Below are 11488 nucleotides of genomic sequence, written 5' to 3' on the forward strand. Positions count from 1 at the left end.
CTAGCGTAATGATTGTTAGAAATAAAAAGCCCCGGTGATACGGGGCTTATGTTTTATTTCTTCTTTTTACTTTTTGCTTTAGCGGCTTTTTTCTTTGCTTTTATTTTTGCTGCGTCTTTTTTCTTTTTCGGTGGCTTGGCTTCTTTGTGCTTTGGCTCCAGCCCTTCAATCGTTCTTCGCTTAAGTTTCTGATCCGTATAGCGCTCCACTTTACCAAGCATTTCGACGTCATGGGCTTCAACAAGTGAGATGGCAGTACCTTTTTTACCAGCACGGCCTGTTCTGCCAATGCGATGTACGTATATGTCGGCAGTGCGCGGCATATCAAAGTTAATTACGTGGGTAATATCAGCCACGTCAATACCACGGGCAGCGACATCCGTTGCAACCAAAATATTGGTTCTGCCACTGTGAAAACTAGCCATGGCTGTCATACGCTTATCCTGTGGCATTTCTCCACGCAGCCAAGTTGTTTTGACTTCATTTGCATATAGCTCACCAATAAGCTGTTCCAAACGCTCACGGGTTTTGACAAATACGATGGCTTTTTCTACTTCTTCACTTTTTAGTAAATGAGTCAGTAGGGCAAGTTTATGTTTGTAGTCATCGGCAAGGTGTGCCCATTGATGGATCTTACCTTTTTCTTTTCTTGATGGCTCAGCTTCTAGGAGTGCAGGATCGTTAAGCATACGTTCGGCAAAAAGTTCGACGCTATCGCCCTCGAGGGTTGCGGAGAATAAAAAGCTTTGACGGCGGTTCTTTGCTTCGTCACAGATCCTTAGCATTTCTTTTTTGAAGCCCATATCAAGCATACGATCCGCTTCATCAAGCACCAACAGTTCAACATTGTCCGCATGGAAGTTTTCAGTCTCTAAATATTCCATTAACCGACCTGGTGTAGCGATTAGAATATCATTGTTCTTTTCAAAGATTTCTTTATGGCTGCCGTAGTTAATTCCACCGGTAACAACACCAATTCGCAAATGGGTGTTTTCAGCAAGAGATTGGCACTGATCATGAACCTGATAGGCTAATTCTCGAGTGGGCGTCATAATTAGGACGCGTGCAAATCCTGGGTCTTTTCTTGGAAAATCCAGTAAATACTGAATCGCTGGGATAAGAAATGCGGCGGTTTTTCCCGTTCCGGTCGGTGCCGATGCAAGAATATCACGTCCAAGGAGCGCTTCAGGTATCGCCAACTGTTGAATGCTCGTGGCGGTTGTATAACCAATTTTTTTTATGGCAGAGAGTACCTTGCCATCAAGATCGAATTCAGAAAATTGCATAATGCATCACAAATAAAGGACAATAGCGGAATTATACTTGTGCTTGGCGTTTTCTAAAAGGTGCAATATGACAAGCTTTGCATTTAAACAATTTAAAATTGACCAAAACCATGCTGCAATGAAGGTTTCAACTGACGGGATAATGTTTGGCGCGTGGGTGTCGCTTCGTGGCACAAAAAGGGTATTAGATATCGGAGCCGGCACTGGGCTGTTGAGTTTGATGGTGAAACAGCGAGCTCCAAGCTTGGCTGTAAGTGCGATTGAAATTGATGATCTCGCAATCAAAGATGCACGTCACAACTTTGAACAGTCACCATGGTCCGATATAAAGTTATATCATCAGGCGGTTCAGGGGTTTGAAAATGGCAAGAAGTTTGACCTAATAATCAGCAATCCGCCCTATTTTCAAGACAGCCTGAAAGGGAATAATACACAAAGAAATACAGCACGCCATACCGACAGTTTAAGTTTTTCAGAGTTGATAGAGGCTTTTCTTCGTCTTTCGTCAGAAACTGCGAGATTGGCGATTATCTTACCCTATGATGGTGCGCAGGTTTTTATTGAACAAGCGCAATGTCAGGGTTTATATTTAGTTCGTCAATGCGAGGTAAATACCACGCCAACAAAACCGGTCTCTCGTTTGATGTTCGAACTGTCAAAATATGCAGAGCCGCTAAAAACAGAGTCTCTGTGTATTTATGATATGAGTAATCAGTACAGTGAGTTATACACAAAGTTGTGTCGAGATTTTTATTTGAAAATGTAAAGCAGTGCAGGGAGTAGGCATACGAACAAGCTGTTTAAAAAATAAGGAGTGAGATGGAGCGTACACAACAGCTAAAGGTAATTCTGAGCTTTTTAACCGAAATCGGCCTGCCATATAAACTGTCTAATTTAGGCGATGATACTTTTTTGCCTGGATTGCAGCATCGGCAAGGCCGGCTAGAAATTGATCTTAATAAACTGACTTACCCAGGAGATATTTTACATGAAGCCGGTCATTACGCGGTATGTGAGCCTACCGAACGCCACCTGCTAGATGGTGATATTTATAAGACGGGATTACAGCATAGTCGTCCTAAGCAACAAATGATGGGTGAAGAAATGGCTGCCACTGCTTGGTCTGTAGCGGCGGCGAAGTATTTAGGCTTTTCGTTGGACATAGTGTTCCATGAAGCTGGGTACCGAGGAGCCAGTGAAAGTCTTATCACCGCTTTTGAGCACGGTGGTGGGATTGGACATCCGCTGTTAAACGCATATCAAATGAGTTGTCCAGATAAGGGATTTCCGACTATGAAAATGTGGATAAGAACCGTGTCTTGGAACCAATAAGGAGTAATGAGTGCTATATCGTTGTGTTGTCATAGCTGCGACAAGTTTCTTAGCATTTATTTGTTATATGGTCTATTTGGCTAATACTGGCGGCCACAGTATCTTTTTTGAACTCGTGCAAAGATTACCCTACGGAGACAAAATAGGGCACTTTGTTTTATTTATGGTACTAAGTTCATTAGTGAGTGCCGCTTGGAAGTTTAAAACTCGGCAATTTTTGGGTTGGAGAGTTTATCAAGGGAGTTTATTTGTCTTGTTGTTTGTTGTGGTAGAGGAGTCTAGCCAACTATTTATCCCTAGCCGTTCATTTGATCCACTAGATTTTTTAGCAAATTTACTCGGCGTATTGGCCGGTACAATGTTTTGTAGGTTAGCTGTAAAAACAGCTAGGTTACCGCAGATATAATGAGCGGGCTTTGCCGCTCAACAATAATTTAAAGAGTATTGGCGTATTCTGTCATCACTTGTTCAATCCAAGTGGCAATGCGCTCGTCACTTTTATCATATTGACTGTCTTCGTCCAGCGCGAGTCCAACAAAGTGTTTGCCATCCTCCGTTAGAGCTTTAGATGCCTCAAATTCATAGTCATCAGAATTTGGCCAATATCCAATAAAATTAACACCTTGAGGTGAAATTTTATCATGTAGCATGCCTAGCGCATCTTGAAACCATTGGCCATACCCTTGTTGATCACCCATGCCAAATAGCGCGATGGTTTTGCCACTTAGCTCGACATTCTCGATATCATCCCACTGAGACTCCCAATCTTCTTGAAGTTCACCAAAGTCCCAGGTGGAGATACCAAAAATCAAAAAGTCGAATTGCTCTGCATTTTTCAATGGTTCATCTTTGATATTGTGCAGTGACACCATGTCTTTACCTATGATGTCTTGCATTTTTTCGGCGGCCATTTCTGTATAACAGGTTGTTGAACCGTAAAATAACCCGATTTGCATTTTATTCTTCACTCGAATGGCTGTTACTATATGGGGGCAGTCTACATTAAGGCTTAATCAATTGATACAGGCAGCCCGTGAACGAACAAGAAACCATACTCGAATTTGAAGATGACCATTTTGATCCCATAGAACTATTCTTAGATGCGCTATTTTTAGAGCAAGGGTTGAGTGATAATACAATTGCTGCGTACAGGAATGACCTAGAGAAGTTTTCTGATTTTGTACAAAAACAACTCAATGGACAAGAGATCTTGGCGGTCAGTGTGGCAGATATTGAAGCATACTTGGCCCACCGGGTTGATTTAGGGCTGAAACCTAGGAGCACTGCGCGCTCAATAAGCGCATTAAAAAGGTTTTATTTATATTGGGTGAACCATAAAAAAATCGCCCAAAGCCCATTGGTGAATATTGCACAACCTAAAACAGTACAGTCTTTGCCAAAAACGCTCACAGAACAAGAAGTGGAAGCATTGCTCGCTGCACCGGATGTGGAAGATGCCATGGGGCTGAGAGATAAAGCAATGCTGGAATTACTTTATGCTACGGGGTTACGTGTAACAGAGCTGGTTGGCCTGAGAATTGAGCAAATCAATTTACGCCAAGCTGTGGTGTTAGTGAAAGGCAAAGGCGGTAAGGAGCGTATGGTCCCGATGGGCCAAGAGTCATTGCGTTGGGTTGAACAGTTTTTGAAAGTTGGTCGGCCACAAATGGTCAAGCATGCCAATGATTTTGTGTTTCCCTCAAAGCGTGGCATAGGTATGACACGGCAAACTTTTTGGCATAGAATCAAACACTATGCTATGTTGGCTGATGTTAAGTCTCCGTTATCGCCACATACGTTACGTCATGCATTTGCAACACATTTGCTGAATCATGGAGCGGACTTACGCGTTGTGCAAATGATGTTGGGTCATAGTGACTTGTCAACGACACAAATATATACCCATGTTGCTAGTGAGCGATTAAAATCACTGCACGAACAACACCATCCAAGGGCTTGATGGAATTTTTTTGCAGTTTTACGGTCTTATTGGTGAATGAAGAACGAATTTACGAGAACAAAGATGAAAAAGTTATTATTAGCAGCCGCGCTTGCGGTTGGTGCATCTGCGTATGCAAATGAAGCACCTGAAAAAGAGGGAGTTTTTTCAATCAATCCAATTCAGCAGTCGTTAGCTGGATTAGGGTTGTCAGTAAATGACATTTCGGATAGTCCGATCCCTGGGTTAAAAACCGTGATCACAGACCGAGGTGTTTTTTACTCAAGCCCTGACGGTCGTTATTTAATGCAAGGCGCATTAATTGACATTCCAAACAGAAAAAACCTGACTGAAGACGCATTGAGTGGCGTTCGCAAAGAAGGCTTAAAGCAATATGAAGACTCAATGATTGTCTACAAAGCTGAAAATGAAAAGCATCAGGTAACGATTTTTACAGATATCACTTGTGGTTACTGTCGTAAACTTCACCGCGAACTAGAAGACTACCTAGAAGCTGGGATCACGGTTAAATATCTTGCTTTCCCACGTGGCGGTATCCAAAGCCAAGGTTATGAAGATTTAATGAATGTTTGGTGTGCAAAAGATGCAGCAACGGCAATGACAGAGGCGAAAGCCGGTAACCCAGTTGCGGATGTAAAAGGCTGTAGTGCACCTGTTGCTGAACACTATCAGTTAGGTCAAAAGTTCGGTGTTTCTGGCACACCAGCGATTATTCTTGAAGATGGTACAATCATTCCTGGTTATCAGCCAGCAGCAGAGCTAGCAGCGTCTTTAGAAAGAAATGCAAAGTCTTAAGCTTTACGTATAATAGACACATTACGAAAAAAAGGCCGTTCGGCCTTTTTTTGTGCCTGCAAGTTTTACGCTACAAAAACGCTTTGCAACGGTACATTGATATATTAGAAAGTTAAATGAAGAGTTCTATGCAAACCAAGATCCAGCCCCGGGCGCGCGTTGAAGACAGCTACTTACCTGATAGCCTCCACCCAGTAATCAAACAGCTCTATGCTGCACGAGGTGTGCAATCTGCCAATGAGTTGAATAACAGCGCAGCAACCTTGTTAGATTTTAAGTTGTTTAAAGACATATCCGTTGCTTGTGAGATACTGGCCTCTGCCCTCAATGCGCAGCAGCGTATTCTTATTGTCGGTGATTTTGATGCGGATGGGGCGACCAGTACCGCGGTACTGATGCAGGGATTGCCAGAGTTTGGTTTTGCCAACGTAGATTATTTGGTGCCAGATAGGTTTAGTTTAGGCTATGGCTTGAGTCCGGCACTGGCGGAGCAAATTGTGCAATTGGGGCCAGATCTCGTCATTACTGTGGACAATGGTATTTCATGTATTGCAGGGATTGAGATAGTCAAAGCTGCGGGGATCGCTGTGATTGTGACTGATCACCACTTGCAAGGTGAGCAGTTGCCAAATGCGGACGCTATCATTAACCCCAATCGCCATGACTGTGAGTTTCCGTCTAAATCAATAGCTGGAGTGGGTGTGGCGTTTTATTTGTTGATCGCATTACGCCATCATCTGAGGGCTACATCGTACTTCCAAAACACACAGCGACAAGAACCTAATTTAGCTTCCCTACTCGATATAGTCGCCTTGGGTACGGTTGCAGATGTTGTTGCTTTAGATGCAAACAATCGTACTTTGGTATTCCAAGGTTTAGCGCGCATTAAAAATGGCCAAACGCGCCCAGGTATTAAAGCGCTGATTGAGGTATCCAATCGCAATATGAATCGTTTAACAGCCAGCGATTTTGGTTTTTCGCTTGCGCCGCGATTGAATGCAGCCGGACGATTAGATGATATGAGCTTGGGCATTGCGTGTTTATTGGCCAAAGATGAGTATCAAGCCCGGCGAATTGCCAATGAATTAGATAGTTTAAATCATGAAAGGCGTGAGATTGAGCAGGGCATGCAACAAGAAGCACAAGCTGTATTAGAGCGGTTGAGTTATAAGACCCAAACTATCCCAACAGCCGTATGTTTGTTTCAAGATGACTGGCACCAAGGTGTCATAGGGATCTTAGCGGGTCGGCTAAAAGAAAAGTATCACCGACCAGCAGTGATATTTGCGCAAGGGGATGAGGGGCAAATAAAAGGCTCTTGTCGGTCAATAGAAGGTATTCATATGCGAGATCTGTTGGAGCGTATTAATACCCAATCACCGGGGTTAATTTTAAAGTTTGGTGGTCATGCGATGGCTGCTGGCCTTAGCATCAATGAAGCTCAATTTGCAGAGTTTAAAGTCGCATTTGAAACTGAAGTCGAAAAACAGCTCACAGAAGAGTTAAAACAAAGTGTTTTGCTAACAGATGGGGCACTACCTAGCGAGTGTTTTAACATGGAATTTGCCAATCAGCTTCAAGCGGCTGGGCCGTGGGGGCAACAATTTCCTGAGCCGATATTCAGTGAACGTTTTGAGCTAGTGCAGCAGCGACTCGTCGCGGAAAAACATTTAAAACTTGTATTAAAACACCCGACGGGAAAACTGGTCGATGCCATTGCATTTAATGTTGACCTCAGGGCTTGGCCGAATATGTCAGCACAGTTTGCTGAGGTAGCATATCAATTGGATATCAATGAGTTCAGGGGCAAGTTTTCGTTGCAACTTATTGTGCGTGAAATTCAGGCTGTCAAAGAGTAATTCAGTTCATTTGCACAAACAGTGAAAGATATCCGGTTAAACCCCAAAATTAACTTGTTTTGGGGCTGATATCTGACGGCAAATTTTGTTAGTATTGGCCGTTTAGATAGCCTGCCTAAACACGCATCGTAAATTGACTATTAAAATAGTGGGTGCAGGCTAGGTAGTAAAGGCATAAATTGGAGTAATGTAGATGTTTGAAGTGAATCCTGTGATTAATCAAATCAAGGAAATTCGCGAACGTACTGAGCTTCTTCGGGGGTATCTTTGACTATGCTCTAAAACAAGAGCGTTTAGAGGAAGTCAATGCCGAACTTGAAGATCCAGCAGTATGGAATGAGCCAGAAAAAGCACAGGCTTTAGGTCGTGAAAAGTCATCTCTTGAGGTGATTGTCGAAACCATAGATAACCTAGTTGCTGGTGCGGATGACGCAGAAGGCCTAGTAGAACTTGCGGTAGAAGCAGAAGATGAAGACACTTTTGTTGAAGCACAAGGGGAAGTTGAAGGTTTAGTCGCGCAGCTAGAAAAACTAGAATTCCGCCGTATGTTCTCAGGTGAGCAAGATGCCAACGATGCCTATATAGATTTACAGTCTGGCTCTGGCGGTACTGAAGCACAAGATTGGTGTAACATGTTACTACGCATGTATTTGCGCTGGGCGGAAGCGAAAGGCTTCAAGGTCGAAATCGTTGAGGCAACCGATGGCGATGTAGCCGGTATCAAAGGCGCGACAGTGCGAGTTTCTGGTGAATATGCTTATGGCTGGTTACGCACTGAAACAGGTGTTCACCGTTTAGTTCGTAAGAGCCCATTTGACTCGACGGGCCGCCGTCACACTTCTTTTGCCTCTGCATTTATTTACCCTGAAATTGACGACAATATTGAAATTGAGATTAACCCAGCAGACTTACGAATTGACGTATATCGCGCGTCCGGGGCTGGTGGTCAGCACGTAAACCGTACGGAATCTGCGGTACGTATTACTCACTTACCAACGAATACCGTTGTGCAGTGCCAAAACGACCGTTCTCAGCATAAAAACAAAGCGCAAGCGATGAAGCAGTTGAAAGCTAAGTTGTTTGAACTTGAAATGAAAAAACAAAACGCTGAAAAACAATCTCAGGAAGATGCAAAATCAGACATCGGGTGGGGTAGTCAGATCCGATCTTATGTACTAGATGATTCTAGAATCAAAGATTTAAGAACTGGCGTGGAAAACCGCAATACACAAGCTGTATTAGACGGTGACCTAGACAAATTTATCGAAGCTAGCCTGAAATCAGGCCTTTAATCAACAAGCTAAACTAAGAGCTAAAAAATGACAGATCAAATCCAAGACGAAAACAAACTCATTGCTGAGCGTCGCGCAAAATTGGACTCAATTCGCGAGAATTGTGATGCCAATGGCCATCCGAACACCTTCCGCCGTGAAGACTATACGGCTGATCTACAGGCTAAGTTTGGTGATAAATCGAAAGAAGAGCTTGTTGAATTAGACCATCAGGTATCGGTAGCTGGTCGTATCCTTGCTAAGCGTGGCCCTTTCCTTGTTCTACAAGACATGAAAGGTCGCATTCAAGCATATGCATCAAAGGACGTACAGAAAGCACTTAAAGAGAAGTATGGTCAACTAGATATTGGCGACATCATCGGTGTATCTGGTCCACTTCACAAGTCAGGCAAAGGTGATCTATATGTAGATATGGTTCAGTATGAACTGTTGACCAAATCACTTCGTCCATTACCTGAAAAGTTTCATGGTCTGACTGATCAAGAAGCCAAGTATCGTCAGCGTTACGTTGACTTAATCACCAACATGGATACGCGTGAAACATTCCGTATTCGCTCAAAAGTGATTGAAGGTATTCGCCGTTTCCTTGCTGAGCGTGACTTTATGGAAGTTGAAACACCAATGCTTCAGGTTATTCCTGGTGGTGCAACAGCGCGCCCATTTGTGACGCACCACAATGCATTAGACATTGATATGTATCTGCGTATCGCACCTGAGCTTTACCTTAAGCGTTTGGTTGTAGGTGGGTTTGACCGTGTATTTGAGATCAACCGTAACTTCCGTAACGAAGGCCTTTCAACACGCCACAATCCTGAATTCACAATGATTGAGTTCTACCAAGCTTATGCTGATTACAAAGACCTCATGAACTTAACTGAAGATATGTTACGCACGGTTGCTCAAGACGTACTTGGCACGACAACAGTTACTAACACTGTTAAGAATGCAGAAGGTGAAGTCGTTGAAACTATCGAATATGACTTTGGTAAGCAATTTGAGCGTTTATCAATGGCAGATGCGATCATTAAGTATGGTCCAGATGCAGAAGAAAGTGCTCACATCTTTAAAGATCCTGAAAACCACTTTGATGAGCTAGTAGCATACGCGAAGAAAGTGCATGTTAAGATCCCTGAGAAGTGTGTATGGGGTGCTGGTAAATTCTTGTGTGAGATCTTTGAAGAGACTGCAGAACACAAACTAATTCAGCCAACTTTCATCACTGAATATCCGTGGGAAGTATCTCCATTAGCACGTCGTAATGATGAAAATCCATTCATTACAGATCGTTTCGAATTTTTCGTAGGTGGGCGTGAACTTGCGAATGGCTTCTCAGAGTTAAACGATGCTCAAGATCAAGCTGAGCGTTTTACTCGTCAGGTTGAAGAGAAAGATGCTGGTGATGACGAAGCGATGCACTATGATGCTGACTACATTCAAGCGCTTGAGTATGGTTTACCGCCAACAGCAGGTGAAGGTATCGGTATTGACCGTTTGGTGATGCTGTTCACAGACTCGCCAACAATCAAAGATGTTATTTTGTTCCCGCATATGCGCCCGCAAGCGGACTAACAACATATTGAAAGAAAAGCGCCATTAGGCGCTTTTCTTTTATCCATGTGAGATATATCTCAAAAATAATTTGGTATTTCTCAATAATATCTCTGTTTTTATGCAAAAACAGGCTCTTATCATTTATGTATCCGTAATAAATACAAAATATTCTAATCAGGCTTGTTGGCAATTTCTTGGCCCATTCCTATACTGACGGGGCATTTACGACACATCTGTTAAATAAATCATCAGAAAACATACAATTATGCCGGAATTAGATGAAGAACAAATTAAGCATGAAGCTGCCAGAAGGGAATACTGCAGACAGTGTATTGTCGAATTTCAAAAGTTGGGTTATTTGGACTCCTACCTTGAAGAGGTATTTGACCGTAAACAACGTCTAATGAGCAAGTTTTCCACCCCTACAACTTACAGAAATGACTAGGAATAGAGCAATTTGTAAGAAAAAAAGACAGTGTGTTCAATCTGTCACCATATAGTCATTTTTTACAAGAAAAGTGTTTGACTTATTTTTTCTGTTCTATATTATACGCCCCACAAAGACGGAGAGGTGGCCGAGTGGCTGAAGGCGCTCCCCTGCTAAGGGAGTATAGGGTTTGTAGCCCTATCGAGGGTTCGAATCCCTCCCCCTCCGCCATTATTTAATGGTTTTCTTTGTATGGACGCGTAGCTCAGCTGGATAGAGTACCTGGCTACGAACCAGGCGGTCGGAGGTTCGAATCCTCCCGCGTCCGCCACTTTCTCTAAGTGGTTAAATATAGAGGCACTGTTCAAGTGCTAAAACATGATAATCCGGACGCGTAGCTCAGCTGGATAGAGTACCTGGCTACGAACCAGGCGGTCGGAGGTTCGAATCCTCCCGCGTCCGCCACTTTCTCTAAGTGGTTAAATAAAGAGACACTTATCAGGTGTTAAAACATGATATTCCGGACGCGTAGCTCAGCTGGATAGAGTACCTGGCTACGAACCAGGCGGTCGGAGGTTCGAATCCTCCCGCGTCCGCCACTTTCTCTAAGTGGTTAAATATAGAGACACTTATCAGGTGTTAAACATGATATTCCGGACGCGTAGCTCAGCTGGATAGAGTACCTGGCTACGAACCAGGCGGTCGGAGGTTCGAATCCTCCCGCGTCCGCCACTTTCTCTAAGTGGTTAAATAAAGAGGCACTGATCAGGTGTGTAAACATGATATCGCGGACGCGTAGCTCAGCTGGATAGAGTACCTGGCTACGAACCAGGCGGTCGGAGGTTCGAATCCTCCCGCGTCCGCCACTTTCTCTAAGTGGTTAAATAAAGAGGCACTGTTCAAGTGCTAAAACATGATATTCCGGACGCGTAGCTCAGCTGGATAGAGTACCTGGCTACGAACCAGGCGGTCGGAGGTTCGAATCC

The 11488-nt window shown here is 43.5% G+C and carries 11 protein-coding genes and 6 tRNA genes; 15 read left to right on the forward strand and 2 right to left on the reverse strand.

Annotated features, from left to right (window positions below; genetic code table 11):
• Positions 1 to 53 precede the first annotated feature (53 nt).
• Entirely contained in the window at positions 54 to 1286 is a 1233-nt protein-coding gene (gene srmB, locus J8M00_RS22920; protein WP_211012780.1) for an ATP-dependent RNA helicase SrmB, read from the reverse strand.
• Between the two features lie 67 nt (positions 1287 to 1353).
• Here srmB and J8M00_RS22925 point away from each other — a divergent pair, with 67 nt between their 5' ends.
• From J8M00_RS22925 to J8M00_RS22935, 3 genes are read left to right on the forward strand one after another with little or no spacing between them, the layout of a single operon-like run.
• Positions 1354 to 2052 (forward strand): tRNA1(Val) (adenine(37)-N6)-methyltransferase, encoded by a 699-nt coding sequence (locus tag J8M00_RS22925; RefSeq protein ID WP_211012781.1) that lies wholly within the window; start codon positions 1354 to 1356, stop codon positions 2050 to 2052.
• 53 nt (positions 2053 to 2105) lie between these two features.
• Entirely contained in the window at positions 2106 to 2618 is a 513-nt protein-coding gene (locus J8M00_RS22930) for a hypothetical protein (RefSeq protein WP_211012782.1), read from the forward strand.
• Between the two features lie 10 nt (positions 2619 to 2628).
• Positions 2629 to 3024 (forward strand): VanZ family protein, encoded by a 396-nt coding sequence (locus tag J8M00_RS22935; RefSeq protein WP_348772565.1) that lies wholly within the window; start codon positions 2629 to 2631, stop codon positions 3022 to 3024.
• A gap of 28 nt (positions 3025 to 3052) precedes the next feature.
• On the opposite strand, the gene fldB is transcribed toward J8M00_RS22935, so the two are convergent.
• Positions 3053 to 3574 (reverse strand): flavodoxin FldB, encoded by a 522-nt coding sequence (gene fldB, locus J8M00_RS22940; protein ID WP_211012783.1) that lies wholly within the window; start codon positions 3572 to 3574, stop codon positions 3053 to 3055.
• A gap of 77 nt (positions 3575 to 3651) precedes the next feature.
• Here fldB and xerD point away from each other — a divergent pair, with 77 nt between their 5' ends.
• From xerD to J8M00_RS23000, 12 genes are all read left to right on the forward strand, one after another.
• A complete protein-coding gene (xerD, locus tag J8M00_RS22945) occupies positions 3652 to 4578 on the forward strand; it encodes a site-specific tyrosine recombinase XerD (protein ID WP_211012784.1) in 927 nt (308 codons plus the stop codon).
• 63 nt (positions 4579 to 4641) lie between these two features.
• A complete protein-coding gene (dsbC, locus tag J8M00_RS22950; RefSeq protein WP_211012785.1) occupies positions 4642 to 5373 on the forward strand; it encodes a bifunctional protein-disulfide isomerase/oxidoreductase DsbC in 732 nt (243 codons plus the stop codon).
• Positions 5374 to 5501: 128 nt separating this feature from the next.
• A complete protein-coding gene (recJ, locus tag J8M00_RS22955) occupies positions 5502 to 7232 on the forward strand; it encodes a single-stranded-DNA-specific exonuclease RecJ (RefSeq protein WP_211012796.1) in 1731 nt (576 codons plus the stop codon).
• Between the two features lie 193 nt (positions 7233 to 7425).
• Positions 7426 to 8524, forward strand: a protein-coding gene (gene prfB, locus J8M00_RS22960) for a peptide chain release factor 2 (protein WP_155250764.1) whose coding sequence is annotated in 2 segments (ribosomal slippage) — positions 7426 to 7500 and positions 7502 to 8524 — 1098 coding nt in all. Because the reading frame shifts where the segments join, the coding sequence is not laid out codon by codon here.
• A gap of 27 nt (positions 8525 to 8551) precedes the next feature.
• Positions 8552 to 10093, forward strand: coding sequence for a lysine--tRNA ligase (gene lysS, locus J8M00_RS22965; RefSeq protein ID WP_211012786.1), 1542 nt, complete (start codon positions 8552 to 8554; stop codon positions 10091 to 10093).
• 247 nt (positions 10094 to 10340) lie between these two features.
• Positions 10341 to 10520 (forward strand): hypothetical protein, encoded by a 180-nt coding sequence (locus J8M00_RS22970; protein ID WP_211012787.1) that lies wholly within the window; start codon positions 10341 to 10343, stop codon positions 10518 to 10520.
• Between the two features lie 120 nt (positions 10521 to 10640).
• Positions 10641 to 10733, forward strand: a tRNA-Ser gene (locus J8M00_RS22975).
• A gap of 23 nt (positions 10734 to 10756) precedes the next feature.
• Positions 10757 to 10833: transfer RNA gene (locus J8M00_RS22980), tRNA-Arg, on the forward strand.
• A 57-nt stretch (positions 10834 to 10890) separates the two neighbouring features.
• Positions 10891 to 10967: transfer RNA gene (locus J8M00_RS22985), tRNA-Arg, on the forward strand.
• A 57-nt stretch (positions 10968 to 11024) separates the two neighbouring features.
• Positions 11025 to 11101: transfer RNA gene (locus tag J8M00_RS22990), tRNA-Arg, on the forward strand.
• Positions 11102 to 11157: 56 nt separating this feature from the next.
• Positions 11158 to 11234, forward strand: a tRNA-Arg gene (locus J8M00_RS22995).
• Between the two features lie 57 nt (positions 11235 to 11291).
• Positions 11292 to 11368 (forward strand) — tRNA-Arg (locus J8M00_RS23000).
• Positions 11369 to 11488 lie beyond the last annotated feature (120 nt).

Source organism: Pseudoalteromonas luteoviolacea, assembly GCF_018100925.1.
Classification (GTDB): domain Bacteria; phylum Pseudomonadota; class Gammaproteobacteria; order Enterobacterales; family Alteromonadaceae; genus Pseudoalteromonas; species Pseudoalteromonas obscura.